Raw genomic sequence first — 25,358 nt, 5'->3', positions numbered from 1 at the left:
TTAACGCCATGCCCCTGCCGCCGCAATCATGCCGAGCGCAGTTTCACCGGAAAGGACAGCCTTCTGTCGGCTTCCGCGATCTCCGCCGCCACCTTCGCGAAGGCCGGGCGCAGCTTCAACCGGACGAACCAACTGGCCAGCGCCTCGAAACCGTCGAGCGGCGGCCCGCCGAGCCGGCGGGAGAAGAGCACGCTCATGAACAGCGCGATATCGGCCAGCGAAAGCCGGCCGCCGAAGAACTCGCGCCCCGCCAGCTTCTGCTCCAGCACCTCGTAATGGCGCATCAGCGCCTCCTCGGCGATCAGGGCATCGGCCTCCTGCGCGATGCGCCGGTCGCGGTCGGGCGAAGGCGGGCTCGTCCGGTTCATCAGCGGCCTCAGCGCCTGCAGCATGATCTCGTCGGCATAGAGCTCGTCGAGCCGGCAGCGCGCTCGCTCGACCGGGCTGTCGGGCATCAGCTTCGGCTCGGGATAGGCCTCATCGAGATATTCGTTGATCACTGTGGAGTCGTAGAGCACGAGCCCGCAATCGCTGAGGACCGGCACCTGCTCTTTCGGGTTGAGCGCGACCACCTCGGGATGCTTGGGATCGTAGCCGGTCGTCTGGTTGAACGGCACCATGATACGCTGAAAGGCGAGGCCCTTTTCTTCCAGCGCGATCTCGACCTTGCGCGAGAACAGGCTCAGCGGCCCGGAATAGAGTGTGATCACGACGCGGTTCTCCTGCGGCGGTGAAAACCTCGCAGGACGGCGCGTCATCACCCGTCAGCAGCCTGACTGGACTCCTTGCGCCGGATTCGCGCCGCGATGCCGCCCAGCAGCCACGGCAAGAGGTAGATCGGGAACTGCGCCAGCGCGAAGAACAGGAAGGTCGTCGGCGAGACGCCGGCGCCCAGCGCCGCCACCAGCAACCCCATATTCCGCTGGCCCGTGCCGTAGCCGATCATGAAGCGCTCCGATGCGGGCAGCTTCCGCAACACGAGCCAGCTCGAGAGCAACCCCGCCGCAGAGACCGCGAAGACGCAGGCCAGGACGAACAGGACGAGCCGGGGATTGCCGAGCGCGGCCCGCGTCACACCATCCATCGCCGCGATGGCGAAGATGAAATACATCAGCACGCCGAAGCCATCGAGATTGGCCTTCATCGCCTTGATCCGCTTGGTGCCGAGCCACGCGCGCAGCGCGAAAGCGACCGCCATGCCGCCGCCGATGAAAATCAGCAGCCGCAGCATCAGCACCCCGCGGTCGAGCGGCACCGCCGCCCCCGCCAGCAGCTCGACCAGAAACGGCGCGATGAGGGGGCTCAGAATGGTGGTGACGATGACACTGGCGATGATCAGCGACGGCTCGAAGCCGTAGAGGATCGCCACCGCCGGCGAGGACATGATCGGCGGCGCCGACCCCATGATCGCGAGCCCGAGCACGATCCCCGGATCGAGGTTCTCGCGCCCGACGAGCAGCAGCGCCCCGCCGATCAGCAGCACCGGGCCGGTGATCAGCCACAGGCAGGAGGCCGCAAGCTTGGCCGGCCGGCGCAGCAGCCGGGCGGTGACTCCCAGATCGACCCGCATGAATACGACGGTCGTGAAGCAGAAGATGGTGATGGGCAGCACCGGCCGCGCCGCGGCGGAAAACTGCGGGAGCGCGAGACCGAGAAAAATGGACAGCGCGAAGCCTTGCGTGCCGTAGCGCCCGAGCCATGCGAGCGCGGCGGCGAGAAGGGCGACTGGACGCATCGGCATAGCTCTGGAATCGTTCGCGAAACGGCCCCACACTGGCCCATCGCGCCCGGGGCGTCACCTGCACGCCGAGCGGAGCGGTCCTGCGCCGGCATAAAGTTGCGCCCATACGCCTCGAATGCTGCCTTAACGGGACACTTTCACAAAGATGGCGCAGAACTTACGAAAGATACCGCGATCCGACGCAAAATCCGGTCGCGCCGCTGACAAGCCGGCGCAAACCGGTATTTTGCGGAAAAAGGGGTTGGCAGGAGTAGGTTCATGAAGGTGGATACGATCGTTCTTGGCGCCGGCATCGTCGGCATTTCGGTCGCGCTTCACCTGCAGAAGGCCGGCCGCTCCACGCTGCTCGTCGACCGGCGCGGGCCGGGCGAGGAGACGAGCTACGGAAATGCCGGCCTGATCCAGCGCGAGGGCGTCTACCCCTACGGCTTCCCGCATGATTTCGGCGCGCTCTTCCGCTACGCGATGAACAACACCATCGACGCGTCCTACCATTGGAGCGCGATCCCGAAGCTCGCGCCCTTCCTGTTCTCCTACTGGATGCATTCGCGCGCCTCCCACCACGAGGCGATCGCCCACAAATACGCGAAGCTGATCGAGCACTGCGTCACCGAGCACGACGCTCTGGCGCAGGAAGCCGGCGCCACGGAGCTTCTGCGCCGCAAGGGCTGGATGAAGGTGTTCCGCACCGAGAGGGAGCGCGAGGAGCGCCTCGCCGAGGCCGCCCGCTGGAAGCGTGAATTCGGCGTGAACTACCGCGCCCTCGACATGGCCGCCCTCAGGGCCGAGGAGCCGCATCTCGACCATGCCAGCCTGATCGGCGGCCTGCACTGGACCGATCCGGTCACCGTCATCGATCCGCTCGGCCTGTCCAAGGCCTATGTCGCACTCTTCGAGAAGCTCGGCGGCAAGCTCGCCATCGGCGATGCCGCGACGCTCGCGCAGAGCGGCGCCGGGTGGAGCGTCACCCTCGCCGACGGCACCAAGGCCGAAGCGAAGGACGTCGTCGTCGCGCTCGGCCCCTGGGCCGACGTGCTGACCAAGCAGCTCGGCTACCGGCTGCCGCTCGCGGTCAAGCGCGGCTACCACATGCATTACAAGCCGCAGGGCAATGCTGTGCTCAACCACCCGGTGCTCGACACCGAGCGCGGCTATTTCCTCGCGCCGATGCAGCAGGGCATCCGCCTGACCACCGGCGCCGAGTTCGCCGATCGCGACGCACCCAAGACCCCAGTCCAGCTCGCACGGGCCGAGCCGATCGCCAAGGCGCTCTTCCCGCTCGGCGAACGTGTCGATCCCGAGCCCTGGCTTGGCCGCCGGCCGTGCACACCGGACATGATGCCGATCATCGGCCCGGCGCCGAAGCACAAGGGTCTGTGGTTCTCCTTCGGCCACGCCCATCACGGCCTGACGCTCGCCGCCGTCACCGGCCGCATGGTCGCCGAGATGGTGAGTGGCCGGAAGGTCTTCGTCGATCCGTCGCCCTTCGCGCCGTCGCGCTTCGCCTAAGCAGCGCCGTCATTCTCGGGCCGCGCCTGCGCGGACCCGAGAATTGCCAGCCTATAGCGGCGCCTGTCGGCATGAGATGCTCGGGTCGAGCCCGAGCATGACGCGGGAAGACGGTCAGCCCTGCGCCAAGCCCCCTCGCCTGCCAGTCCGCGCCCTGCCACGATCCGGCTCCCGATTCTCACCGAGACCTCGCCATGGCCCTCGCCAAACCGCCCGTCCAGGACAATGCCTACGCCGCCGCGCTCGCCCTGCTTGACCGTGTGCCACTGATCGACGGCCATAACGACCTGCCCTACGTCATCCGCAAGGACCGCAACGCGAAGGGCGATGTCGCCGCCTACGGCCTCGACGAGGTCCACGCGGAAGGCGACACCGATATCCCGCGCATGCAGGCCGGCAAGATGGCGGCGCAGTTCTTCGCGGCCTATGTCCCGCCGAAGCAGGCCAATCCCGCCGGTTTCGCCCTTGCCCAGATCGCGCTGATGCGCGACATCCTCAAGCGCCACGCGAGCGCCTTCCGCCCCGGCCTCTCCGCGGCGGATGTCGAGGCCGCCAAGGCCGAGGGGCGCATCGCCCTGTTCATGACGATCGAGAACGGCTCTGCCGTCGACGGCGAACTCGACGCACTCGACGCCTACTACGATCTCGGCGTGCGCTTGATGACGCTCTGTCACAACGACACCACCGACTGGTGCGATTCCGCTACCGACGCCCCGCGCCACAATGGCCTCACCGCCTTCGGCAAGGACGTGCTGCGCCGAATGAACAAGCTGGGCATGGTGATCGACCTCGCCCATGTCGCGCCGAAGGTGATGCATGACGCGCTCGACGTCTCAAGCGCGCCGCTGGTCTGGTCGCATTCCAACGCCTTCACGCTCTGCGACCACCCGCGCAACGTTCCCGACGACGTGCTCGACCGTGTCGCCGGCAATGGCGGCGTCGTGATGGCGACCTTCGTGCCGGATTTCATCAGCCAGGCCTCGCGCGACTGGCACCGCCCGGCCAAGGACCAGTACGGCAAGACGCCCGAGAGCATGGACTATGCAAAGGTCGAGGCCGAGATCGTCGCCAAGTCAGGCCCGCGCCCGACCGCGACGCTGCCGGAGTATTGCGACCATGTCGAATACCTCGCCAAGCGCATCGGCCATGATCACATCGGCATCGGCTCGGACTTCTTCGGCTGGGTCAATCCGGACGGGTTGGAGGACACCACGACCTTCCCGTCGGTGATCGCCGAGCTGATCCGCCGCGGCTGGTCGGAGGAAAACCTCGCCAAGCTCGCCGGCGGCAACATGCTGCGCGTGCTCCGTGCGGTGGAAGCGGCGGCGGGCTGACGCTCCCGATAGCGTCATGGTCGGGCTTGTCCCGACCATCCACGTCTCTCATTGTCTGGCGTGGGATCAGGACGTGGATGCTCGCCACAAGGGCGAGCATGACGTATGAGCTTGCCCATCGCGCTCGGCCAGTCGGAGTGCGATGCCAGCCTCATCGCAAAGACAAGACCTGATTTCCCATGACCGGTTCCGGCACCGACCGCACCCGCCCGGCCGTCCAGGCCACTGCCCCCATTGTCATCCTGGTCGAGCCGCAGCTCGCCGAGAATATCGGCATGTGCGCCCGTGCCATGGCGAATTTCGGCCTCTCCGAGATGCGCCTCGTCGCGCCGCGCGACGGCTGGCCGGGCGGTGGCGGCCTCAAGAAGGGCGCCACGGCGGCGGCCTCCGGCGCGACGCATATCCTCGAGAATGCCCGGCTGTTCGGCAGCGCGGCCGAGGCGATCGCCGACCTCAACCATGTGCTGGCGACGACGGCCCGTGAGCGCGGCCAGATGAAGCGCGTGCTCACCCCGGCCGAGGCGATGCCGGAGGTCGCGGGCCGCATCGGCGGCGGCGAGCGCGTCGGCATCCTGTTCGGGCGCGAGCGCATCGGCCTGACCAACGAGGAAATCAGCCTCGCCGACGCGATCCTGACCTTCCCGGTCAATCCAGCCTTCGCCTCGCTGAATCTCGCCCAAGCCGTGCTGCTCAACGGCTATGAATGGTTCAAGACGACCAATGGCGAGCCGCCTTTCCGCGAGAATAATCCCTCTCCGCCGGCCAAGCGGGAGATGATCCTGTCGATGTTCGACTATCTCGAAGCCGAGCTCGACCTCTGCGGCTTCTTTCCCGCCGGCAAGAAGCCGGTCATGACCGCTAACCTCCGCGACATCCTGCACCGGCTCGACATGACCGAGCAGGAGGCCCGCACGCTGCGCGGCGTCTTCAAGTCGCTGGTCGAGGGACCGAAGAAGGCCCGCCTGCTCGCGCGGCAGGCCGAAACCTCGGAAGACTGATCGACAAAACGCACCGTCATTCCGGAATGAAGGCGCGCTCTTCTCAAGAAAAAAGCCGGCCCCGAAGGGCCGGCTCGTCTGGTCGGGGGGTCTCGAAACACCCGGTCAGAATTGATACTTCAACGTCGCCTTCACGGTGCGGCCCGGCTCGGTATAGTAATCGCGAGCCTGCGCCAGTACCCCGGTGGGAACGTTAACCGCATCCCAGTACTTGCGATCAAAGATATTATAGACGCCGATCTGCAATTCAAGGTCTGCGATCTGCGGCATCGGTCGCCACCAGGCCGAAGCATTGAAGATTGCATAACCCGGCGCCCGGAAGCCCTGGTTGGCGCCCGTCGTCGCCGCGACATCGTCGCGCTTGCCGGCGAGCTTGGTCGAAACCTCCGCACCCCAGCTGTCCGTGCCATACGCAATGGCGAGGATGCCCTGCACCGGCGGGATCGAGTTCAGGTAGGTATTGTCGGTCTGGTTCACGCCACGGGTGTAGGCGAAGGAGCCGCGGACCAGCCAGTTCTGAGCGAAGGCATATCGGCCGTTGATCTCCACGCCCTGGATCTCGGCACGCGGAATGTTGCGGAAGCCGACGATCCCGCCCTGCGGATAGAGCGCGTTCGGGGGAGCGATCTGCTGCTGTTCGATGAAGTTGTGGTACTTCGTGTAGAAGTAAGTGATCGAGCCGCCGAGCTGCTTGTCGCCGAAGCGCAGGCCGACATCGATGCCGTTGCCCTCTTCAGGGCGCAGGTCGGGATTGCCGACGCGCAGATAGGTCCCCGGCCCGCCGAAGCGGCCATAGAGCTCGTTCGCCGTCGGGGCGCGGAAGGTCTTGGCCCACTGCGCGAAGAAGGTGACGTCCTTCACCCAGGGCGCGTTCTTCAGGATGTCGTATTCGAGGCGCACCCGCGGCGACCAACCGGTATCGCTGGAGGACGCCGGCAGCCCCGTGGGGCGGGAACCGCCCAGCGTGTAGGCCGGCGTGTTCTGCGGCTTCTCCTCATACCAGTCGAAGCGCGCACCCGGCGTCAGGCGCAGGCGATTGTCGAGCATGCCGATCTCGTCATGCAGGTAAATGCCGACGAGCTTGCCATCGACCTTCGGCTGGTCGGCCTGGTTGGTGTGCAGATTGTTGCAGGTCGTGAACGGCGCGGCGAAGAGGCCGGAAGCCGGCCGCGCCGGGCAGTTGTCGATACCCGAGGAGAACTGCTCCAGCGTCGACATGCGCAGCTCAGTACCGGCCAGCACGCGATGCGAGAACGCGCCGGTCTGGAAATTCTTGATAACGTGGCCGTTGAAGCCGTAGGCGTTCTCTTCGTTCTCGTTGTCGCGCGCATAGGGGCCGACAATGCTGGTGTAGCGCCAGGCGTTGACGAGATCGTTGCGCTTCAGGCGCTGCCAATAAGCGACGGCATGGGCCTCATCGAAGAACGAGCCCGGCATGTTGTAGTCGTAGCTCAGCGAGACGCGATTGCGCTCGACATCCTCGCCGGTCTCGTAGGAACCGGGGCGGAAATTGCCGGTCAGCGAAACAGCGTTCGTGCGGGTCTGGACGCGGTCGGCGCGCTTGAACATCTCACCGGTGAGACCAAAGCGATGCGCCTCGCCGACCTGCTGATAGATCTTGCCGAGGAAGTTGTACTGGTTGAAGTCGGTCGGGTTGGGCGCCGTGCGCGCCGCACCGATGGTCTTGTCATCGCCCCGGTTGTCGGTCTCGTGCCCGTTGCGGAAGCCGCCCTGCAGCAACACGGAGGTATTGCCCATGCGCGCTGCCGCAGCGGCGCTGCCGAACCAGGCGCGGTCGGTGCTGTCATAGCCGGTCTTGGCGAGCGCGCCGTAGGAGCGGCCATTGCGCAGCAGGTCTTCCGGATCGAGCGTGCGCACCGCGAGCGCGCCGCCGAGCGCGCCGCCGCCGAGCGTGCTGGCGCCGCTGCCGCCGCGCAGCAGGTCGAGCGTCGACAGTGAATCGAAATCGAAGGCGTTCTGGGCGCCGCGATTGACGCGGGTATCGATGAGGAAGGGCTGGCGGATGCCATCGATGGTCGTCAGCACGCGCGCGCCATCGAGGCCGCGGATATTGAGCGAGTTGGTCTGGCGGTTGAGCGTGATGCCCGCCTCGACCCGGTTCGACAGGTCCGTCAGGCTCTGGATCTGCTCGCGGTCGAGTTCCTGGCGCGTCACGCGCGTCGTCGTCGGCCCGCTCACCAGCGCGCCGCCTGGCGCACCCTCCCCCTGCACATTGATCTGATCCAGCACAACCGGCGCCTCGCCGACGGAACTCGGTGCAGGCGCCGCCTGCTGGTTCCGCTGTTGCGCTTCAGCAGTCGAAACAAAAAGCACCAATGCCAGGCTTCCAAGCGCAACACTGCCGCGAAGCCGGCCGGAAAGATTCCCCATCGCCCGTATCCCGTCCTTGCCGCTCGGCCCTTCGGCCTTGAGCGGCAATTTAAAATGAGTAAAAAGAAGGCCTTATACGCTAATGCAAGGCGACAGGATCGATATTGATTGAGTCGTATACTGTCAATTGTCGGAAAACATTCGCATAAACAATAGATTCATTCCAAAAGAGAACTATTCTAATGTAGAATTACACGCGATAGATTTGTGGCCACGCCTCGCTCCCGATGTCGTGATCGTCAAAGCCGCGTCTTCCGCGCTTCCGGCCATTGCAACGTCGCAGACAGCGCGCATTGTCGTGTCATGAATCTCCGTCATGCCAGAGTGACCCGCCGCAGGCTGCTGACTGGGGGCAGCGCCATGGTCACTGCTTTCGCCGTCGCCGGCCGCAGCTCTGCCGCGACCGATGCCGATGTTGTCGTCGTCGGCGCGGGAGCGGCAGGCATTGCCGCGGCTCAGGCGCTGCGCGCCGCAGGTCGCAAGCCCATCGTGCTGGAGGCCCGCGGACGCGTCGGCGGACGCGCCTTTACCGATGCCTCTCTCGGCGCGGCATACGACGCGGGCGCAATGTTCATCCATTGGGCGGAGCGCAACCCTTGGGTCCAGATTGCCCGCGATCTCGGTGTCGAGACCGCATCGGAACCCCGGGGTGGCGGTTTCCGGGTCTTTACCGACGGCCACCCCATGGCTGACGCCGATCGCCGCCGCCGGCGCGATGCCTTCAACCAGATCGACCGGCGGCTCGAGACGGTAGATCTCGCCGGGCGCGACATGTCGATCGCAGAATTGCTCGGCGATCTCGGCCCGAACAGCGCCCCCATCGCGGCGTCGGGCCTGCTGCTCTCGATCGGCGAGGAATCAAGCCGGATTTCGGCGCGCGACTATCAGCGTCTCTGGGCCGGCGACGATCTCGTTGTCCCCTCGGGCTATGGCAATCTCGTCACGCGCTCCGCCGCGGGCCTCGATATTCGCCTCAATCAGGCGGTCGAAGCGATCCGCTGGGACGGACCGGCCGTGACGGTCACCACGCCTTCGGGCGACATCCGCGCCAATGCCTGCATTCTCACCGTGCCGGTCGGCGTGCTCAAGTCGGGCGCCATCCGCTTTGCCCCGGACCTTCCGGCAGCCACCCGCGACGCCCTCGGCGGGCTGCACATGGGAGCGCTGACCAAGATCGCGCTCAAGGTCGAAGGCGATCGCTTCGGCCTCACGCCTGGCGCGAGCCTGCTCGAGACCGGCGCACCCGAGCGCATGATGAATTTCGACATGTACCCGGACGGCAAGGACATCGTCATCGGCTATTGCGGCGGCGATTATGCGCGCAAGCTCTCCGAGGCCGGCCCGGAAGAAGCGCGCGCCCATGTCGTCGACCTCCTGGCGAAGATGGTCGGCGCCGACTTCCGCAAGACGGTCAAGGCCGCTTCCTTCCCGGCCTGGTGGACCGACCCGTTCGCGCGCGGCTCCTATTCCGTCTGCGATCCCGGCCATGAGAAGGCCCGGGAAGCCCTCGCCCAGCCGATCGGCGGGCGCCTGCTCATTGCCGGAGAGGCGACTGCGGGCGGCGGCGCGATGACCGTGGGCGGGGCCACGCTCGCCGGCCGGGCAGCAGCCGCAGCACTGGCGCGGCTAAAGGCCTGACGCCATCTCGGGCCGGAGCACAAGCTCCCAGTTCTGCCCGACCAGGTCCTGGCCAAAGGAATGGAGCCGCTCTTCCGCAACCAGGCGGAAGCCCTCCGCGACATAGATCGCGCGGGCGGCATGGAGAATGTCGTTGGTCCAGAGCGCCATGCGCCGGTAACCCGCCCTGCGGGCGAAGTCGACGGCATCGCGCACCAGCGCTTTGCCGAGCCCCAGCCCCTGCGCGCGCTTCTCGACCAGCGAGAGCCTGAGCTTCGCGGTCTCTTCGTCCTCTTCGACGACAAAGGATGAACCTGCCGGCATCCCCTCCAATTCAGCGATGAAGCAGCGCTCGCGATCGGGCTTGAATTCGCGCAGGAATTTGGCGGCAATCTCGGCGACCAGCGCCTCGAAACTCTGATCCCAGCCATATTCCTCGGCATAGAGCCGCCCATGGGCAGCAATCACCCAGCCGATATCGCCGGGCCGGTGCTCGCGGATAGTGGGACGAGGACAGGCTTGCCGCTCTCCCGAGAGAAGGCGCTGCGTCGTGGCGAGCGCGTCAACCAGGTCAGCCTGCTCGGGGAGAGGCAGTCGCGACAGGATCGACCGCGCCTGAGCGTCTGACGCACCGTCGAGCGCGGCGAAGGCGGCCCTGCCCTCATCGGTCAATTGCAGGCGCCATGCCCGCCCGTCGACCGAAGACCGGCTGCGGTCGAGCCACTCACGCGTCGCGAAGCGCCGCAGGATGCGCGACAGATAGGCCGGATCGAGGTCGAGCGCCTTGGCCAGCTCCGCCGCCTGCCAATCGTCGCGCTGCGCCAGTTCGTGGAGCACCTGCGCGTCCGCCAGCGACAGCCCGGAGCTATGCCGGCTGCCGCCGAGCGCCCCGACCCAGCGGGTATGGAAGCGATTGAACCGGCGGATCGCAGCGACGGCTTCGGTCTCAATGGCATCCATGGCTCACCTCCGCCGCGACACCAATTCAACTAGTAGACAGAATCAACTAATTTCGAGACAGGCTGACGATACGACATTGACCATCCTTTAACCGGTCTCTGGCGAAGTCGGGTTTTGATGTCTCACGGCGCTGACATGCAGGTCGATCTTCTCGCCGGAACGGGATACCGCCCCCTCGCGATCCCGCGCCCCCAACCCACCATCCTTGTCTTCGATTCCGGGCTCGGCGGCCTTACCGTGCTCTCGCGCACGACGCAGGCCTGCCCGGGCGCCCATATCGTCTACGCCGCCGACGATGCCGGTTTTCCCTATGGCCGGCTCGCGGAGGACGCGCTCGTCGCCCGCATCCTCGCCGTGATGGAGCGGCTGATCGCGCGCTGTCATCCCGACCTCGTGGTAATCGCCTGCAATACGGCCTCGACGCTGGTCCTGCCAACGCTTCGGGCGCGCTTTGCCATCCCCTTCGTCGGCACCGTGCCGGCGATCAAGCCGGCAGCAACCGCAACCAAGAGCGGGATGATCTCCGTGCTCGCCACCCCCGGTACGGTCGCGCGCGTCTATACCCGCGAGCTGATCGAGACCTATGCCGCCGCCTGCGACGTCACGCTCATCGGCGCGACGCGGCTCGCGGGCCTGGCCGAGCAGGCGCTGAAGGGCGAACCCGTCGATGATGAGGCGCTGCTCGCCGAGATCGCGCCCTGCTTCGTCGAGGCGAACGGGCGACGCACCGACGTGGTCACGCTCTCCTGCACGCATTACCCGCTTCTGCTGGAGCGGATGAAGCGGCTCGCGCCCTGGCCCGTGGAATGGATCGATCCCGCTCCGGCGATCGCGCGCCGCGTCGTCGAGTTGCTCGGCCCCGTGGGCGACGTCCCCTGCCCGAACGCCACCGCCATCTTCACTTCCGGCGCAGGGCTGAGCGGTCCCTTGCGGATCGCGCTCGCCGGCTACGGCCTCGCGCATGTGGCGATCGAGCCCATGCCGCTGGTGAGCTGACAGGAACTCTGATTCCCTCCTCGCGTTCCTTGTGATGGCGACCATCGCAAGGAAGGCATGCGCATGAGAAAATTGCTGCTTCTGTCAGTGCTTGCACTCGGCTTCGCCTTCATCGGTTTCGGAGCGACCTCCGAAGCGCAGGCGAGGCCTCACGGCTGGCACGGGGGCCACGGACATCATGCCTATCATGGCCATGGTCCGCGCCGGCACCATGGCTGGCACCGCGGCCATCACTATGGCTGGTACAACCACCACCGACATCACCACCACTATTATCGCCGCTATCGCTACTAGCGCTGAGCGGTGGTTTCCGCCGGAGCGGAATTGACTCGAAGCCGGCTTTAGGTCATAGGCCTCTCGTCACGCGGCTCCTCACGGGGCCGCGTGACTTTTTCCGCACCCGTGATCCGCTTTCCTTCGGAAGCCGGATCTGTCGCCCCGGTGCATCGGTCCGAAAAGTGGTTCCCGCTTTTCGGGCAAACCGATGCAAAGAAAATGGCAGCTTACCAACGTGGCATCCGCAGGATGCCCGGCAAGATGCCAGGGAGCAGGAGGGCGCGGTCCTCAAACTCGCGAACCATAGAGGACACGCGACATGTCGAAGCGCCATGAGGCGAAGTACAAGATTGACCGCCGTCTCGGTCAGAACATCTGGGGCCGCCCGAAGTCCCCGGTCAACCGCCGCGAGTACGGCCCCGGCCAGCACGGCCAGCGCCGTAAGGGCAAGCCGTCCGACTTCGGCACCCAGCTGCGCGCCAAGCAGAAGCTGAAGGGCTACTACGGCTCGATCTCCGAGAAGCAGTTCCGCCGCTATTACGCCGAGGCCATCCGCCTGAAGGGCGACTCGGGCGAGAACCTGGTCGGCCTGCTCGAGCGCCGTCTCGACGCGGTGATCTACCGCGCCAAGTTCGTGCCGACCGTTTTCGCGGCCCGTCAGTTCGTCAACCACGGCCACGTCACCGTGAACGGCAAGCGCGTCAACATCGCTTCCTATCAGGTCAAGCCGGGCGACGTCGTCGCGATCAAGGAGAGCTCGCGCCAGCTCGCGATCGTCATCGAGTCGGCCACGCTGGCCGAGCGTGACGTTCCCGATTACATCGACGCCGACCACAGCAAGTCGACCGCCACGTTCGCCCGCACCCCGACGCTGTCGGACGTGCCCTACGCGGTGCAGATGGAACCGAACCTGGTTATCGAGTTCTACTCGCGCTAAGCCGTTCGGCACGGGCAGAATATCCGTTTACGTTCAATGCTTTGGGGGAGGGCAAGATTTTGCCCTCCCCCAAAATGTTTTTACCTCCCTTCGGGTGGCCGCATATTCGGCGCGGCTCCCTCAAGGCGCTCTTGGAGACGCCCGGCAGAGTTCCGCAGGCTCCCCGCTCTCCTGGTAGAAGCCAGCCTTCATGTGCTCATGGCCAACGCTGCGAGGCGCTTTATCGCTGTCCAACTGTGCTGTTTAAGCGGAGCCGCCGCGTTTGGCGCGTCAAGCGGCGCGATCCGGCGCCCTCTCGGAGGGCATGCCATCCCTGATGACACTTTTGATCTGGTCACGTAGCTCGGGCGTATCCTGATGCCTGTGCACTGCGACGGCATGCTGCACCGCCGCCTCCAGGAGTTCGCCTTCAGTATCGGCACTGATCGCGATTGAGCACTTCATCTCACTCGGAAATGCCCGGCAGTCGATGAACTTGCGACCCATGGCATCCTCCCTTGGGAAACAGCAAACCCTCCGCTGCATCAGCTGAAGGCTGCGCAACTCACCATACGCTTCTGCCGAGGCCGCCGCAAAAAGATACAGCGGCAAGCGAGCCCCTCCGATCCGAGGGCAGCCGCCCGTCCTTGAGCACTCGGCGCCGCTTTCCTAAGATTCACCGATGCCAATGAAGACGACGACCGCGCATTTCGCCGGGAATCCCGATGTCCGGGCCCGCAGATGCCTGCGCGGCCGCGCTCTTGGATGGCTCGCCCTGTTGGGCTTTCTGGCAACGCTATCGACGGCGCAGGCCGAAGTGCGGTTCGGGCGTAACGTCCGCGTCGGAGGCCATGATTTCTCGAACCAGAGCTTCGACCGCAAGCGCCGCGCGGCCATCCATCTCTATGATCGGACGCCGAGCAACTCCGGCTGCGTCTGGCGTTCGGATGGACGGGGCGGAAGAGTGAAGACCTGTCACCTGCGTCGGATCAGGTGAACCGCGACCGAGCAGCCGCGGCGGGCATCTCCTAGAGATGCGAACCGACCTCGTCACGGAAGAAGTAGCAGCCCAGCCCGATGCAGCCGATCAGGATCGACAGCGCGTAGGGCCCGAAAAGGCACACGACAAAAACGGAGCCGATAAAGGCCCGCATAGCCCATGCTAACCACATCTGCTTCATGGCTAACCTCTCGCATTGCCTTTCCTGACAAAACGTAAACGGCAAGCCGTGAATCCGATCTGAACGGATATGGTAAATCACGAAATCCCTATTCAGATCCGCACGTTAGCAAGTTCGGCAAAATCGGGGCGAAGCCGATGAATTCCGTTCTCAGTGTCGCCATAATGCCGTAGCGTCATCGTTGCCCTCGCTACCGCGGAGAGATTCGCCATGACCAAAACCTTGTTGATTGCCCTCGCGCTGTCCTGCTCCGCGAGCCTGGCCTATGCCCAAAGCTGCAATATCCAGGCTTCGGACAAGAAGTTGGCTGGCGCTGCCAAAACCAGCTTCCTGACCAAATGCGAGAAGGACGCGACCTCGACCTGCGACAAGCAGGCGGCCGACAAGAAGCTGGCCGGCGCCGCCAAGACGAGCTTCACCAAGAAATGCGTGACCGACGCCGTCGGCGGCTGAGCGCCTGAGCAAAGTCGGCAGCATCGCGATACGGCCGCTCGCAATGACCGGCCCGGTCAATCGGCGGTGCTGCTCTCCCAGGTCGCATGGCTCACAGCCGGCAGGCGCGCCAGCCTGTCGACGACCTGATCGAGTTCTTTCCGGTCGACCGCCGTGCTGATCAGCTTGGCAACGATCTCGACTGCGTCCTCGCCACGCTCGACCGTCGTAATGTCGCTGACCGGATATTGCGCCGCTTCGAGATAGTCGACGAGCGTCTCGCGCACCTCGGCGAGCGCCTGGGTCCTTGCGGTGACAACGACTTCGTAGGTCGCCTCGAGTGTCCGCTCGTTGAGCGGGATGCGGTTGATCGCGTTGACGAGCGGCCGCAGCAGCGTATTGCCGAGGATGACGAAGGCCGCGACGAGCACCGCCTCGGCGATCATATCCGCGCCGGCACAGGCCCCCACGGCAGCAGAGCCCCAGAGCGTCGCCGCCGTGTTGAGGCCGCGAACGTTCGTGCCCTCCTTCATGATCACGCCGGCGCCCAGGAAGCCGATGCCCGAGACGACATAGGCGATCACGCGGATGGCGCCGGGCGCTCCCTCGATGCGCATGCCGAGATCGACGAAGGCCGCAGCCCCGAGCGCGACGAGAACGGTCGTGCGCAATCCCGCAGTGCGCTGCCGATACTGGCGTTCGGCGCCAATCAGTATGCCCAGCACGAAAGCGGCCGTCAGGCTGACGACCGTGTCCAGGAAAGGCGCGAGTTCGAAGGTCTGGATGAAGCGCATGGCCGCTGGCTCGCGTGGCAGGCGGCGGTGCTTCGCATGAAGGTGCGCCTCCGGCAAGCCGGAGGCGCCATGTCGTCAGGATTCAGTGCCAGGCAGGAATTGGCGGCTGTAACCTTAGCTCACTCGTCGTCGTCGTACCCACCACGATCGCGCCGGTCTTCCCGGTCGCGCCAGCGGCGCGGCCCGCGATCGTCCTCGTTCTGCTGCCAGCCGCCGCGCCCGGCCCGCATCTCGCGGAAACGCTCACGCCCTTCCGCCACTGCCTCGCGCACCGAGCGGCGCAGCACGGTCTTCTGCTCGTCGCTGAGCGTGACCCAGAGCGGGCGAACCGTGTCCGCCAGTTCCTTGGAACGCACCGCCCGCTCATTCTGCCGCGTGGCCGCTGCATCCAGGCGCTCCATCAGATCGGCATGGCGCAGCTTTTCGCGCTCCTCGCGCATCCCCGCCATTTGCTGGACACGCTGCTCGCTCCGTCGCTTGACGAGCGCCTCGACCTTGTCGAACAGCGGGACCTGTTCGGGCTTGAGCTTGAGGTCGGCGCGCACCTTCGCCAGCCGCTCGTCAAGCCGCGCCTTGGCGCGCTCGGCACGCTGCTCGCGCCAATCCTGCCGGCGCTGGTCGCGGCTGTCGGTACGCTCCTGCTTCTGATCGCCACCTGCCGGTGGAACCGGCTGCGGCTGCGCGAATGCGAGGGTGCCGGCGAGCATCGCAATCGACGAAGCGGCGATGAGGGCGATGGGTTTCATGGGAATCTCCCTTGAGGCAGTCCGGTCGGTGTGTCGCGCAGCGGGTCTCGAAGCCGATTGGCGATGAGGTCAGCCTGCCTCCTGATGTCTGACCCGGCAATGGCCTCAAGATGAAAAGATCGTAATGTGGCGACAACGCGCGCGACGCGATTCGGTTCGCCATCGGACGTTCCATGCAAAACCTCATCACTGACGTCCGCGGCCTCCATGTCGGCCATGCCGATGACGTCGCGGCAGCGACCGGCGTGACGGCAGTCGTCTTCGAGCGCCCGACGGTCGCCTCCGTCGCCGTGCTCGGCGGCGCGCCCGGCACCCGGGAGACGGCGCTGCTCATCCCGGAGATGACGGTCGAGCATATCGACGCGATCGTGCTTTCCGGCGGCTCCGCCTGGGGGCTCGGTGCGGCCGACGGCGTGATGCGCTGGCTGGCGGGAGAAGGGCGCGGGTTCCAGGTCGGCGCCTTCCGCGTCCCGATCGTCCCGCAGGCCATCCTCTTCGACCTCACCAATGGCGGCGAGAAGCCCTGGGCGCGTGGAGACGGCGACACGCCCTATGGCGAACTGGGCGCGAAGGCCGCCGCAGGCGCATCGACCTCTTTCGCGCTGGGTACTGCCGGAGCCGGCTTCGGCGCGACGACGGCCAACCTCAAGGGCGGCATCGGCTCGGCGAGCGCCCGTGCCGCGACCGGGCAAATCGTGGGCGCCCTCGTCGCGGTCAACGCCGTCGGCACCGCAACGATCGGCGACGGCCCGCATTTCTGGGCCGCGCCCTATGAGCGTGAAGGCGAGTTCGGCGGGCTCGGCTGGCCGGCGACGATCGCCCCGGCGGACCTGGCCCTGCGCTTCAAGGGAGGCACCGGCCAGAACACGACGATCGCGCTCGTGGCGACCGATGCGGTGCTGACCAAGGCCCAGGCGCGGCGGCTTGCGCTGGCAGCTCATGACGGGCTTGCCCGCGCCCTGCGACCGGCCCACGCCCCGCTCGACGGTGACGTCGTCTTTGCCGCAGCGACGGGCCATAGCGGAGCGCCGTCCGACGCTTTCGCTCTCACCGAACTTTGCGCCACCGCAGCCGATGTCCTGGCCCGTGCCGTCGCCCGCGGGGTATATGCCGCAACGGCACTGCCCTTCCCCGAAGCCAGACCGGCCTGGAGAGACCGTTTCGGCAGCTGAGCGGCGACGCAACCACCGCGGGCACACCGCTTCCGAACCCAGCCGATTTACCAAATCGCAAGCCTGCTCCTGCAACCTGAGCGATAGGTTCAGCCTGCAAGGCCGGAAGGCTAGGGGGGCAGGATGCGGGAGATCGGCTTTGGCCTGGTCTGCGGTATTGCCGCAGCGTTAGGTGCCTTCCTGATCGCGGCGTGGCCGGTGCAAGGCCGCCCCGTCGCGGCCTTTTTCCCGGCCGGCAGTTCGGCGCACGACATGGCCGCCGCCATTGCCACTGCCGGCGGCAGCCTGATCCGGATCGACACGACACCCGCCGTCACCGTCACGCTTGGCGAGAACGACCGCTTTATTGGAGCGCTCTATCAGGCCGGAGCCTGGCTGGTGATCGATGCTGGCCTCGCCCGACTCTGCGTAGGCTCTGCCGAATGGAGCAGTCGATGAACGACGTCGCCCGGTTTCGCGCACATTTCGCCCGCCTGCTGCTCCTCCTCCTGTGGATCAATGCGACCCTTTTGGCGCTCGCCCCGCTCACCGAGCCTCTGATCAGCCGGCGATCTCTTGTTTTGGCGGGGGCGGCGCTGGCCGCGCTCGGCACTCTGGCGTGGCGTGTCTATGGCACGGGTTGGCCCACCCGGCAGATCACCAGCATCGCGACACTTTGCCAGGTCATGCTGCTGGTCTACGCCTTTGCCGGGCACCCCTATCAATCCGACATGCACATGTACTTCTTCGCCATGCTGGCCGTGCTCGCCGGCTGGCTCGACTGGCGCGTCTTCGTCCCGGCCACCATCGCGATCGCGGCTCATCATCTCCTCCTCAGCCTTCTGCAGCCGACAGGCGTCTTTCTGAACGGCAACGATATCGGCCGTGTGCTGCTCCACGGCCTGATCGTCGTCGTGCAGTCCGCAGCACTCAGCTGGCTCGTCTGGTCCTTGCGACAATCCCTCGAAATCTCGGAAACCGAACGCCGGCAGGCCGACGCCGCGCGCGAGGTCGCCGACGAGGCCCGCCGCGACGTCGCCGAGACCACAGCCCGAGCGGCGAACGAAAAGCAGCGGATCCTGCACAGCGTCGCGAATGACTTCGAGCACGCCATCGCCCGCATCGCGCGCGACGTGATAGCGTCCGTGCAGTCTCTTCGCACCGCCGCGCAGCAGATGAAGAACGGCGCGCTTGAGGTATTTGCAGCGCTCGACCGCAGCCTCGCAATCTTCGCGCCAGACCTCGTCCAACGTTGTGGCGGTGACGCAGGTCACCTCCGAGCTGGCACAGTCCTTCGCGGAGGTGGACCGGCAAGTAACGGAAACAGCACGTATCGTCGGCGACGCGACCCTGCAGGCCGGCAACGTCCTGCACACCGTCGGCGATCTCTCGCGCAAGGCCGACGAGATCCGCAATATCGCCGGGGTGATCTCGACGATCGCCAAGCACACCAACCTGCTGGCGCTCAATGCATCTATCGAGGCGGCGCGGCTCGGGCGCTCCGGCGGCGGCTTCACCATCGTGGCGCAGGAGATCAAGTCCCTTGCGAACCAGACCTGGCGCGCGACGGAGGAAATCCAGGGCCAGATCGAGGCAATCCATCGTTCGGGCTACGAGGCCATCGCAGCGATCGACGCAATGAACGCAACCATTGGCTCGCTGAACCAGATCTCCGGCACGGTCGCGGTCGTCGTCGAACAGCAGAACGTGGCGACGGCTGGCATCGCCGACAACATTCGTCAGGCTGCCGATGAAACGATCGCTGCCGCCGGCCACATCGATATCGTCAGCCGCGTCGCGGCCGAGACCGACGAGGCCGCCAGCCACATTGCCCAGTCCGCCGATCAGCTCTCGCTCCAATCTTCACATCTCGATGCCGAGGTCGCGCAGTTCCTCGGGCGCGTCCGAGCTGCCTGAAGACCGGTTTCATGCCTGGCGCGAATGCGGTATGGCAGCGCCATGTCCACTGACGATTTTCTCGCCCGCTTCGGTTCGCCCGGCGCCAGCCAGCCCGATCCCGTGGCGGCCGCCCAGCAGGCCATGCGTAATCCCCTGCCCGCCCGTTTCTACAAGGAGGCCGGCGTGCTCGAGCGCGACGGTCTGTTCCATGTCGCGCTCGACGGCCGCACCGCCCGCACCCCGGCGCGCAAGCCGCTGGCGGTGGGCTCCCGCAATGTCGCAGACGCGCTCGCGGCGGAATGGGAGCGGCAGGCCGAGCGGATCGACCCCGCGCAGATGCCGCTCACGCGTCTGGTCAATTCGGCGCTGGACGGCGTCGAGGATCAGCAGGAAGCGGTTCGCGCCGAGATCGTGCGCTACGCCGCTTCGGACGCGCTCTGCTATCGCGCCGGCGAACCGGAGGCGCTTGTCGCGCGCTACGACGCCGTCTGGCAGCCCATCCTGGAGAGCGTCGAGGCGCTGATCGGCGCCCGCTTCGTTCTGGCCGAGGGCGTCGTCTTCGCCGAGCAGCCGGCCGAGACGCTGGCCGCCGTCGCCCGGCAGGTCGGGGACATCCCCGCACCGCTCGCTTTGGCCGGCGCGCACAACGTCATGACGTTGACGGGCTCGACGATCATCCTGCTCGCCCTCGCCAGCGGGTCGATCGACGCGGAAGCGGCCTGGCAGGCTGCCCATCTCGACGAGGACTACCAGATCTCCGTCTGGGGCCAGGACGAGGAAGCCGCCGAGCGCCGCGCCATCCGCCGCCGCGAGTTCGACGCTGCAGCGCTTCTGCTGTCGAAAGGCTGAGCCGCCGTTCGTCTGCAGAATGCGCGGGCGCGCTTCGGCAAACGTCGCAATGGACTCTCAACACAGCCCCGCTTAAGCCGGCTTTCGAGACGCGATTTCCGGCCGGGAGCCTTGCCGCCATGAAGGACATCCTCGAACAGCTCGAAACCCGGCGCGAGGGCGCCCGCAAGGGCGGCGGCGAGCGCCGCATCGAGGCCCAGCACAAGCGCGGCAAGCTGACGGCCCGCGAGCGCATCGAGCTCCTGCTCGACAAGGACTCCTTCGAGGAGTTCGACATGTTCGTGCAGCACCGCGCCGTCGACTTCGGCATGGACAAGGGCGAGAAGATCCCCGGCGACGGCGTCGTCACCGGTTGGGGCACGGTCAACGGCCGCACCGTCTTCGTCTTCTCGAAGGACTTCACCGTCTTCGGCGGCTCGCTCTCCGAGACCCACGCGCAGAAGATCATCAAGATCCAGGACATGGCGCTGAAGATGCGCGCGCCGATCGTCGGCCTGTTCGATGCCGGCGGCGCCCGCATCCAGGAGGGCGTCGCGGCGCTCGGCGGCTATGGCGAGGTCTTCAAGCGCAACGTGCAGGCTTCGGGCGTCATCCCGCAGATCTCGGTGATCATGGGCCCCTGCGCCGGCGGCGACGTCTATTCCCCGGCGATGACCGACTTCATCTTCATGGTCCGCGACACCAGCTACATGTTCGTCACCGGGCCGGAGGTGGTGAAGACCGTCACCAACGAGACCGTGACCTCCGAGGAGCTCGGCGGCGCCAAGGTCCACACCTCCAAGTCCTCGGTCGCCGACGGCTCCTTCGAGAACGATGTCGAGGCGCTCCTGCAGGTGCGGCGCCTGCTCGACTTCCTGCCGGCCAACAACACGGCCGGCGTGCCGGAATGGCCGAGCTTCGACGTGCCCGACCGTGTCGACATGAGCCTCGACACGCTCGTCCCCGATAATCCGAACAAGCCCTACGACATCAAGGAACTGATCCTGAAGACGGTCGACGAGGGCGACTTCTTCGAGATTCAGGAAGCCTACGCGAAAAACATCGTCACCGGCTTCGGCCGCATCGAGGGCCGCACCGTCGGCATCGTCGCCAACCAGCCGATGGTGCTGGCCGGCGTGCTCGACTCCGACGCTTCGCGCAAGGCCGCCCGCTTCGTGCGCTATTGCGACGCCTTCGAGATCCCGATCGTCTCACTTGTAGATGTTCCCGGCTTCCTGCCGGGCACGGCGCAGGAATATGGCGGCCTGATCAAGCATGGCGCCAAGCTGCTCTTCGCCTATAGCGAATGCACCGTGCCGCTGGTCACGATCATCACCCGCAAGGCCTTCGGCGGCGCCTATGACGTGATGGCTTCCAAGCACATCGGCGCCGACGTCAACTATGCCTGGCCGACGGCGCAGATCGCGGTGATGGGCGCGAAAGGCGCGGTCGAGATCATCTTCCGCGGCATGGACGCGGATGGCATCGCGGCCAAGACGAAAGAATACGAGGACCGCTTCATGTCGCCCTTCGTCGCCGCCGAGCGCGGCTATATCGACGAAGTCATCATGCCGCACTCGACGCGCCGGCGCATCGCTCGGGCGCTGGCCATGCTGCGGACGAAGAACGTCGAGCGGCCCTGGCGCAAGCACGACAACATTCCGCTGTGAGCGGTCTGCCTACGGCCAGCGCCTGAACACAGCGCTGGCATTGACCCCGCCGAAGCCGAAGCCGTTCGAGATGGCGTGCTCCATCGCGAGTGGGCGCGCCTCCTTCGCCACGAGGTCAAGCCCGGCCGCCGCCTCGTCCGGGCTTTCCAGGTTGAGCGTCGGCGGAGCGATCTGGTCGCGCAGCGCCAGGATCGTGAAGATCGCCTCCAGTCCGCCGGCGGCGCCGAGCAGATGGCCGGTCGCCGATTTCGTCGCGCTGATCGCGATGCCGCCCTCATCGCCGAATACCGCCTTGATCGCGGCCAATTCGCCACGGTCGCCGACCGGGGTCGAGGTCGAATGGGCGTTGAGATGGGCGACATCGGCCGGCTGGAGCCCGGCCTGCTTCAGCGCCGTCTCCATCGCCCGCCGCGCGCCTGAGCCATCCTCTGGTCCCGAGGTGATGTGATAGGCGTCGGCGCTCGTGCCGTAGCCGGTCAGCTCGGCCAGGATCGTCGCGCCGCGCGCCTGCGCATGCTCCAGCGCCTCGATCACCAGCAGGCCGGCGCCCTCGCCCATGACGAAGCCGTCGCGATCCGCGTCGAAGGGCCGCGAAGCCTTCTCGGGCTCGTCGTTGAAGCCCGTCGAAAGCGCGCGCGCGGCAGCAAAACCGCCCAGCGCGACGAGATCGACGCAAGCCTCGGTGCCCCCGCAGAGCGCGATATCGACCTCGCCGGCCCGGATCAGGCGTGCCGCGTCGCCGATCGCCTGAACACCGGCGGCGCAGGCTGTGACAGGCGCACCGATCGGCCCCTTGAAGCCGTGCTCGATCGAGACATGGCCGGCGGCGAGATTGACGAGAAAGGACGGGATCGTGAAGGGCGAAAGCCGCCGCACCCCACGCTCGTCGGTGGTCCGCACCGCCTCGGCGATCGCCGGGAAACCGCCGATGCCGGAGGCGATCACCGTCGCGGTGCGCTCGCGCTCGGCCTCGCTTTGCGGCTGCCAGCCGGCCTGCGTCAGCGCCTCCTTGGCGGCGACCAGTGCGAACTGGATGAAGCGGTCCATCTTGCGCTGGTCCTTCGGCGCGATGACCGCATCGGGATCGAAGCCGCCCTCGGCATCCTCGGCCTTTGACGGCACGATGCCCGCGACCTTGGCCGGCAAGGTCTCGACGATGGCGTCAGGCAGGCGGCGCAGGCCAGAACGCCCCGCGAGCAGGCGCTGCCAGGCGATCTCGGTTCCACAGCCGAGCGGCGAGACCACGCCCATTCCGGTGACGACGATACGGCGCATGCGAAAACTCCTATGTGCGGTGGACCGGCGCAGCCACATCCCGCGCCGCCACGATGGCGAGGCGTTGCAGCATGCCGGGGCTGGCCTGCGGGCCAGCGATGACGGTGACGTTGTCGGAATTCACGGGCTGTAGGGTTTCTGCATCGGCATAGGCCGGAACGACCGGCCGCCCGCTTTCCCGATCAGCGAGCAGCAAGGCTTGCCCTTCCGGCGCGAGATGCTGGTTACCGAAGGCCACCAGCGCAGCGACGACCGGGAAGAAATCCCTGCCCCGCTCGGTCAGCACATATTCGTAGCGCTTGGGCCGCTCGCTATAGAGCCGCCGCTGGAACAGCCCGGCTTCGGTGAGATGTTTCAGGCGTCGCGCCAGCATGTTCGGCGCGATGCCGAGGCTGCGCTGGAACTCGTCGAAACGGGTGAAGCCCTGCAGCGCGTCGCGCAGGATCAGGATACTCCACCACTCGCCCACGGCCTCGACCGCGCGGGCGCAGGGACATTCGGCGAGCGGGACGAGCCGGGGCTGCATGGGCCCCAGCTAGTTCAGTTACTATCATTTTGCAAGTTACTTCGGCGATCTGCTTTTCACGCGGCAGCTCCRCTCAATCCAGCGTGTTCCGGAACCGCATCAGTGCAACGCTGGCATAAACCGGCACGAACAGGCTGAGATAGAACACCTCGTCGCCGATATCCCCGAGATCGGCGCCCTTCAGCATGATCCCGCGGATGATGCGCAGGAAGTGCGTCAGCGGAAACAGTTCGCCCAAGGTCTGCGCCCAGCCCGGCATGCCTGCGAAGGGGAACATGAATCCGGACAGCATCAGCGATGGCAGGAAAAAGAAGAAGGTGAGTTGCATCGCCTGAAGCTGCGTGCGCGCCATCGTCGAGATGGTGTAGCCGAGCAGCACGAGCGCCAGAACGAAGATCAGGACACAGCTCAGGAGAAGCGCAAGATCGCCGAGGAACGGCACGCCGAAGAGCAGCTTGGCCGCGCTGAGCACGATCACGACCTGTATCGCGCCGACCACCAGATAGGGCAAAACCTTGCCAAGCATGATCTCGCCGGCCGTCGTCGGCATGGCGAGCAGGTTCTCCATCGTGCCGCGCTCGATCTCGCGCGTCAGCGCCATCGCCGTCATCATCACCATCGTCATCTGCAGGATGACGCCGAGCAGGCCGGGGACAATGTTGTACTGCGTGATGTTCTCGGGATTGTAGCGGCGATGGACCACGAAGGAGAGCCCGTCCGCGCCGGCGGCAGCCGGGTTCGTCTCGGGCTCGCCTTGCACGCGCAGCAGCGCGCGGCTGACGATCGTCCCCAGCGCCGAGACCGCGCCGCTCGCAGCAGCCGGATCTGTCGCATCCGCTTCGACCAGGATGCGCGGCTGGTCAGCCCGCTCGACCCGCACGCCGAAATCGCTGGGAATGGTCACGAGGAAGGAGATATCCCCCTTGGCCATCAGGCTCTCCGCCTGCGCCGCGCTCTGCGGCCGCTCGCGAAAGCGATAGTAGTCCGAGACCTCCAGCGCCGAGACCACGGCGCGCGTATAGCGGTCCTGCCCGAGCGCCAGGATCGCGGCCGGCAGGCCACGCGGGTCGTTGTTGATCGCATAGCCGAAGAGCAGGAGCTGGAGGATCGGCACCGCCAGCATCATCGCGAAGGTGATGCGGTCGCGCCGCATCTGCACGAATTCCTTGGCGAGCAGCGCGCCAAGCCGGCGAATGGAGAACAGCGCGCTCATACCGCCCGCTCCCCTGCGTCGGCCATGAACTTGATGAAGACATCCTCCAGGCTGGTCTCTCCCGGCTCGACACGGAGCCCGCTCGCGCGCGCAAGCGGCGCAAGCGCGGCTTCCAGCTTGTCCCTGTCCGTCCCGACGACATGCAGCGCCGCGCCGAACGGAGCGACCTGCTCGACTCCCTCGGCCGCCGACAGCGCCGCGATCTGCGCGGGCTTCAGCGCCCCATGGACGACATAAGTGACGAGGCCGGAGCCGCCGACCACGTCATCGACGGTTCCCGTCGCCAGCATGCGGCCATGGGCGATGTAGCTGATGCGATGGCAGCGCTCGGCCTCGTCCATGTAGTGGGTGGAGACCAGCACGGTGATCCCCTCGCCGGCAAGCCGATGGATCTCGTCCCAGAACTCCCGTCGCGCCTTGGGATCGACGCCCGCAGTAGGCTCGTCGAGCAGCAGCAGCTTCGGCTGGTGCATGATGCAGGCCGCAAGCGCGAGCCGCTGCTTCCAGCCGCCGGAGAGCGTGCCGGCGAGTTGGTCCTTGCGCGAGGCGAGCCCGAGCCCGTCGAGCGTCTTCGCCACCGCCTCCTCGACCGACTCCAGCTCGTAGAGCCGCGCCACGAAGGTCAGGTTCTCGGCGATAGTCAGGTCTTCGTAGAAGGAGAAGCGCTGCGTCATGTAGCCGACCTGGCGCTTTATCGCGGCGCTCTGCGTGCGGATATCGAGCGCCAGCACCGTGCCCTCCCCGGCATCGGGCTTGAGCAGGCCGCAGATCATCCGGATCGTAGTCGTCTTGCCCGAGCCATTGGGGCCGAGAAAGCCGACGATTTCCCCGGTCCCCACGGCCAGGTCGACGTTGTCGACGACCGTACGCCGGCCGAAGCGTTTGGTCATGCCGCGCACATCGAT

Annotated in this window: 27 protein-coding genes; 14 read left to right on the top strand and 13 right to left on the bottom strand. The window is 66.3% G+C overall.

The window, feature by feature from the left end; translation table 11 throughout:
* Nucleotides 1-26 precede the first annotated feature (26 nt).
* Nucleotides 27-710 carry a glutathione S-transferase family protein gene (locus tag AC1DNE_RS03240; protein WP_441471648.1) on the bottom strand — a complete coding sequence of 228 codons (684 nt, stop codon included), beginning with the start codon at nucleotides 708-710 and terminating at the stop codon, nucleotides 27-29.
* Between the two features lie 47 nt (nucleotides 711-757).
* The gene (locus tag AC1DNE_RS03235) at nucleotides 758-1,735 is read right to left on the bottom strand and encodes a hypothetical protein (protein ID WP_441471647.1); all 978 of its coding nucleotides are present in this window, start codon (nucleotides 1,733-1,735) and stop codon (nucleotides 758-760) included.
* 264 nt (nucleotides 1,736-1,999) lie between these two features.
* Here AC1DNE_RS03235 and AC1DNE_RS03230 point away from each other — a divergent pair, with 264 nt between their 5' ends.
* From AC1DNE_RS03230 to AC1DNE_RS03220, 3 genes are all read left to right on the top strand, one after another.
* Nucleotides 2,000-3,250 (top strand): NAD(P)/FAD-dependent oxidoreductase, encoded by a 1,251-nt coding sequence (locus AC1DNE_RS03230; RefSeq protein ID WP_441471646.1) that lies wholly within the window; start codon nucleotides 2,000-2,002, stop codon nucleotides 3,248-3,250.
* 194 nt (nucleotides 3,251-3,444) lie between these two features.
* Entirely contained in the window at nucleotides 3,445-4,584 is a 1,140-nt protein-coding gene (locus AC1DNE_RS03225; protein WP_441471645.1) for a dipeptidase, read from the top strand.
* Between the two features lie 179 nt (nucleotides 4,585-4,763).
* Complete coding sequence (locus tag AC1DNE_RS03220) at nucleotides 4,764-5,582, top strand: RNA methyltransferase (protein WP_441471644.1); 819 nt, start codon at nucleotides 4,764-4,766, stop codon at nucleotides 5,580-5,582.
* 105 nt (nucleotides 5,583-5,687) lie between these two features.
* Here AC1DNE_RS03220 and AC1DNE_RS03215 read toward each other — a convergent pair whose 3' ends face one another.
* Nucleotides 5,688-7,832: a TonB-dependent hemoglobin/transferrin/lactoferrin family receptor gene (locus AC1DNE_RS03215; protein WP_441471643.1), complete on the bottom strand. Its 2,145-nt coding sequence runs from the start codon at nucleotides 7,830-7,832 to the stop codon at nucleotides 5,688-5,690.
* A 501-nt stretch (nucleotides 7,833-8,333) separates the two neighbouring features.
* On the opposite strand from AC1DNE_RS03215, the gene AC1DNE_RS03210 reads away from it, so the two are divergent.
* Nucleotides 8,334-9,611 (top strand): flavin monoamine oxidase family protein, encoded by a 1,278-nt coding sequence (locus tag AC1DNE_RS03210; protein ID WP_441471642.1) that lies wholly within the window; start codon nucleotides 8,334-8,336, stop codon nucleotides 9,609-9,611.
* Here AC1DNE_RS03210 and AC1DNE_RS03205 read toward each other — a convergent pair.
* Nucleotides 9,600-10,550, bottom strand: coding sequence for a bifunctional helix-turn-helix transcriptional regulator/GNAT family N-acetyltransferase (locus AC1DNE_RS03205; RefSeq protein WP_441471641.1), 951 nt, complete (start codon nucleotides 10,548-10,550; stop codon nucleotides 9,600-9,602). The two genes, AC1DNE_RS03210 and AC1DNE_RS03205, sit on opposite strands and share 12 nt — an antisense overlap.
* 135 nt (nucleotides 10,551-10,685) lie before the next feature.
* Here AC1DNE_RS03205 and murI point away from each other — a divergent pair, with 135 nt between their 5' ends.
* The 3 genes from murI (at nucleotide 10,686) to rpsD (ending at nucleotide 12,759) form a co-directional block, all read left to right on the top strand.
* Nucleotides 10,686-11,546, top strand: coding sequence for a glutamate racemase (gene murI / locus AC1DNE_RS03200; protein WP_441471803.1), 861 nt, complete (start codon nucleotides 10,686-10,688; stop codon nucleotides 11,544-11,546).
* A 63-nt stretch (nucleotides 11,547-11,609) separates the two neighbouring features.
* On the top strand, nucleotides 11,610-11,840 hold the full coding sequence (locus tag AC1DNE_RS03195) for a hypothetical protein (protein WP_441471640.1): 231 nt from the start codon (nucleotides 11,610-11,612) through the stop codon (nucleotides 11,838-11,840).
* Between the two features lie 301 nt (nucleotides 11,841-12,141).
* On the top strand, nucleotides 12,142-12,759 hold the full coding sequence (rpsD, locus tag AC1DNE_RS03190) for a 30S ribosomal protein S4 (protein WP_441471639.1): 618 nt from the start codon (nucleotides 12,142-12,144) through the stop codon (nucleotides 12,757-12,759).
* A 270-nt stretch (nucleotides 12,760-13,029) separates the two neighbouring features.
* On the opposite strand, the gene AC1DNE_RS03185 is transcribed toward rpsD, so the two are convergent.
* Nucleotides 13,030-13,350: a DUF1059 domain-containing protein gene (locus AC1DNE_RS03185; RefSeq protein ID WP_441471638.1), complete on the bottom strand. Its 321-nt coding sequence runs from the start codon at nucleotides 13,348-13,350 to the stop codon at nucleotides 13,030-13,032.
* 76 nt (nucleotides 13,351-13,426) lie between these two features.
* On the opposite strand from AC1DNE_RS03185, the gene AC1DNE_RS03180 reads away from it, so the two are divergent.
* Nucleotides 13,427-13,735 carry a hypothetical protein gene (locus AC1DNE_RS03180; RefSeq protein ID WP_441471637.1) on the top strand — a complete coding sequence of 103 codons (309 nt, stop codon included), beginning with the start codon at nucleotides 13,427-13,429 and terminating at the stop codon, nucleotides 13,733-13,735.
* Nucleotides 13,736-13,766: 31 nt separating this feature from the next.
* Here the strand turns inward: AC1DNE_RS03180 and AC1DNE_RS03175 are convergent, their stop codons facing one another.
* Complete coding sequence (locus tag AC1DNE_RS03175) at nucleotides 13,767-13,919, bottom strand: hypothetical protein (RefSeq protein ID WP_441471636.1); 153 nt, start codon at nucleotides 13,917-13,919, stop codon at nucleotides 13,767-13,769.
* A 210-nt stretch (nucleotides 13,920-14,129) separates the two neighbouring features.
* Between AC1DNE_RS03175 and AC1DNE_RS03170 the strand changes: the two genes are divergently transcribed.
* Nucleotides 14,130-14,372, top strand: a complete 243-nt coding sequence (locus AC1DNE_RS03170) for a hypothetical protein (protein WP_441471635.1) — start codon at nucleotides 14,130-14,132, stop codon at nucleotides 14,370-14,372.
* 56 nt (nucleotides 14,373-14,428) lie between these two features.
* Here AC1DNE_RS03170 and AC1DNE_RS03165 read toward each other — a convergent pair whose 3' ends face one another.
* Together AC1DNE_RS03165 and AC1DNE_RS03160 are read right to left on the bottom strand one after the other, a co-directional pair.
* Complete coding sequence (locus tag AC1DNE_RS03165; protein ID WP_441471634.1) at nucleotides 14,429-15,145, bottom strand: MgtC/SapB family protein; 717 nt, start codon at nucleotides 15,143-15,145, stop codon at nucleotides 14,429-14,431.
* A gap of 119 nt (nucleotides 15,146-15,264) precedes the next feature.
* On the bottom strand, nucleotides 15,265-15,891 hold the full coding sequence (locus tag AC1DNE_RS03160) for a Spy/CpxP family protein refolding chaperone (protein WP_441471633.1): 627 nt from the start codon (nucleotides 15,889-15,891) through the stop codon (nucleotides 15,265-15,267).
* Between the two features lie 173 nt (nucleotides 15,892-16,064).
* Here AC1DNE_RS03160 and AC1DNE_RS03155 point away from each other — a divergent pair, with 173 nt between their 5' ends.
* Both AC1DNE_RS03155 and AC1DNE_RS03150 read left to right on the top strand, forming a co-directional pair.
* On the top strand, nucleotides 16,065-17,063 hold the full coding sequence (locus AC1DNE_RS03155) for a P1 family peptidase (protein ID WP_441471632.1): 999 nt from the start codon (nucleotides 16,065-16,067) through the stop codon (nucleotides 17,061-17,063).
* A gap of 123 nt (nucleotides 17,064-17,186) precedes the next feature.
* The gene (locus AC1DNE_RS03150) at nucleotides 17,187-17,501 is read left to right on the top strand and encodes a hypothetical protein (RefSeq protein ID WP_441471631.1); all 315 of its coding nucleotides are present in this window, start codon (nucleotides 17,187-17,189) and stop codon (nucleotides 17,499-17,501) included.
* Here AC1DNE_RS03150 and AC1DNE_RS03145 read toward each other — a convergent pair.
* The gene (locus AC1DNE_RS03145) at nucleotides 17,423-18,292 is read right to left on the bottom strand and encodes a hypothetical protein (RefSeq protein WP_476840909.1); all 870 of its coding nucleotides are present in this window, start codon (nucleotides 18,290-18,292) and stop codon (nucleotides 17,423-17,425) included. The genes AC1DNE_RS03150 and AC1DNE_RS03145 overlap by 79 nt on opposite strands.
* 10 nt (nucleotides 18,293-18,302) lie before the next feature.
* Between AC1DNE_RS03145 and AC1DNE_RS03140 the strand changes: the two genes are divergently transcribed.
* The 3 genes from AC1DNE_RS03140 (at nucleotide 18,303) to AC1DNE_RS03130 (ending at nucleotide 21,439) form a co-directional block, all read left to right on the top strand.
* The gene (locus AC1DNE_RS03140) at nucleotides 18,303-18,959 is read left to right on the top strand and encodes a methyl-accepting chemotaxis protein (protein ID WP_476840908.1); all 657 of its coding nucleotides are present in this window, start codon (nucleotides 18,303-18,305) and stop codon (nucleotides 18,957-18,959) included.
* A 42-nt stretch (nucleotides 18,960-19,001) separates the two neighbouring features.
* Nucleotides 19,002-19,790 (top strand): ATP12 family chaperone protein, encoded by a 789-nt coding sequence (locus tag AC1DNE_RS03135; RefSeq protein ID WP_441471629.1) that lies wholly within the window; start codon nucleotides 19,002-19,004, stop codon nucleotides 19,788-19,790.
* Nucleotides 19,791-19,909: 119 nt separating this feature from the next.
* A complete protein-coding gene (locus AC1DNE_RS03130) occupies nucleotides 19,910-21,439 on the top strand; it encodes an acyl-CoA carboxylase subunit beta (RefSeq protein WP_441471628.1) in 1,530 nt (509 codons plus the stop codon).
* Nucleotides 21,440-21,448: 9 nt separating this feature from the next.
* On the opposite strand, the gene fabF is transcribed toward AC1DNE_RS03130, so the two are convergent.
* From fabF to AC1DNE_RS03110, 4 genes are all read right to left on the bottom strand, one after another.
* Nucleotides 21,449-22,714 carry a beta-ketoacyl-ACP synthase II gene (fabF, locus tag AC1DNE_RS03125; protein ID WP_441471627.1) on the bottom strand — a complete coding sequence of 422 codons (1,266 nt, stop codon included), beginning with the start codon at nucleotides 22,712-22,714 and terminating at the stop codon, nucleotides 21,449-21,451.
* A gap of 10 nt (nucleotides 22,715-22,724) precedes the next feature.
* The gene (locus tag AC1DNE_RS03120) at nucleotides 22,725-23,240 is read right to left on the bottom strand and encodes a winged helix-turn-helix transcriptional regulator (protein WP_441471626.1); all 516 of its coding nucleotides are present in this window, start codon (nucleotides 23,238-23,240) and stop codon (nucleotides 22,725-22,727) included.
* Nucleotides 23,241-23,313: 73 nt separating this feature from the next.
* Entirely contained in the window at nucleotides 23,314-24,453 is a 1,140-nt protein-coding gene (locus tag AC1DNE_RS03115) for an ABC transporter permease (RefSeq protein WP_441471625.1), read from the bottom strand.
* Nucleotides 24,450-25,343 carry an ABC transporter ATP-binding protein gene (locus tag AC1DNE_RS03110; protein ID WP_441471802.1) on the bottom strand — a complete coding sequence of 298 codons (894 nt, stop codon included), beginning with the start codon at nucleotides 25,341-25,343 and terminating at the stop codon, nucleotides 24,450-24,452. The genes AC1DNE_RS03115 and AC1DNE_RS03110 overlap by 4 nt, the downstream gene beginning before the upstream one ends.
* Nucleotides 25,344-25,358 lie beyond the last annotated feature (15 nt).

The organism is Allobosea sp. 05L423 (genome assembly GCF_056397745.1).
The sequence above is the reverse complement of the archived record's forward strand: the minus strand, read 5'-3'. Positions and strand labels throughout refer to the sequence as shown.

Coding starts and splice junctions, on each gene's coding strand:
- AC1DNE_RS03130 (WP_441471628.1), top strand. CDS start 19,910: ATGAAGGACATCCTCGAACAGCTCGAAACCCGGCGCGAGGGCGCCCGC.
- AC1DNE_RS03170 (WP_441471635.1), top strand. CDS start 14,130: ATGACCAAAACCTTGTTGATTGCCCTCGCGCTGTCCTGCTCCGCGAGC.
- AC1DNE_RS03225 (WP_441471645.1), top strand. CDS start 3,445: ATGGCCCTCGCCAAACCGCCCGTCCAGGACAATGCCTACGCCGCCGCG.
- AC1DNE_RS03175 (WP_441471636.1), bottom strand. CDS start 13,919: ATGAAGCAGATGTGGTTAGCATGGGCTATGCGGGCCTTTATCGGCTCC.
- AC1DNE_RS03150 (WP_441471631.1), top strand. CDS start 17,187: ATGCGGGAGATCGGCTTTGGCCTGGTCTGCGGTATTGCCGCAGCGTTA.
- AC1DNE_RS03195 (WP_441471640.1), top strand. CDS start 11,610: ATGAGAAAATTGCTGCTTCTGTCAGTGCTTGCACTCGGCTTCGCCTTC.
- murI (WP_441471803.1), top strand. CDS start 10,686: ATGCAGGTCGATCTTCTCGCCGGAACGGGATACCGCCCCCTCGCGATC.
- AC1DNE_RS03180 (WP_441471637.1), top strand. CDS start 13,427: ATGAAGACGACGACCGCGCATTTCGCCGGGAATCCCGATGTCCGGGCC.
- AC1DNE_RS03160 (WP_441471633.1), bottom strand. CDS start 15,891: ATGAAACCCATCGCCCTCATCGCCGCTTCGTCGATTGCGATGCTCGCC.
- AC1DNE_RS03155 (WP_441471632.1), top strand. CDS start 16,065: ATGCAAAACCTCATCACTGACGTCCGCGGCCTCCATGTCGGCCATGCC.
- fabF (WP_441471627.1), bottom strand. CDS start 22,714: ATGCGCCGTATCGTCGTCACCGGAATGGGCGTGGTCTCGCCGCTCGGC.
- AC1DNE_RS03210 (WP_441471642.1), top strand. CDS start 8,334: ATGGTCACTGCTTTCGCCGTCGCCGGCCGCAGCTCTGCCGCGACCGAT.
- AC1DNE_RS03220 (WP_441471644.1), top strand. CDS start 4,764: ATGACCGGTTCCGGCACCGACCGCACCCGCCCGGCCGTCCAGGCCACT.
- AC1DNE_RS03135 (WP_441471629.1), top strand. CDS start 19,002: ATGTCCACTGACGATTTTCTCGCCCGCTTCGGTTCGCCCGGCGCCAGC.
- AC1DNE_RS03115 (WP_441471625.1), bottom strand. CDS start 24,453: ATGAGCGCGCTGTTCTCCATTCGCCGGCTTGGCGCGCTGCTCGCCAAG.
- AC1DNE_RS03120 (WP_441471626.1), bottom strand. CDS start 23,240: ATGCAGCCCCGGCTCGTCCCGCTCGCCGAATGTCCCTGCGCCCGCGCG.
- AC1DNE_RS03230 (WP_441471646.1), top strand. CDS start 2,000: ATGAAGGTGGATACGATCGTTCTTGGCGCCGGCATCGTCGGCATTTCG.
- AC1DNE_RS03110 (WP_441471802.1), bottom strand. CDS start 25,343: ATGACCAAACGCTTCGGCCGGCGTACGGTCGTCGACAACGTCGACCTG.
- AC1DNE_RS03205 (WP_441471641.1), bottom strand. CDS start 10,550: ATGGATGCCATTGAGACCGAAGCCGTCGCTGCGATCCGCCGGTTCAAT.
- AC1DNE_RS03165 (WP_441471634.1), bottom strand. CDS start 15,145: ATGCGCTTCATCCAGACCTTCGAACTCGCGCCTTTCCTGGACACGGTC.
- rpsD (WP_441471639.1), top strand. CDS start 12,142: ATGTCGAAGCGCCATGAGGCGAAGTACAAGATTGACCGCCGTCTCGGT.
- AC1DNE_RS03235 (WP_441471647.1), bottom strand. CDS start 1,735: ATGCGTCCAGTCGCCCTTCTCGCCGCCGCGCTCGCATGGCTCGGGCGC.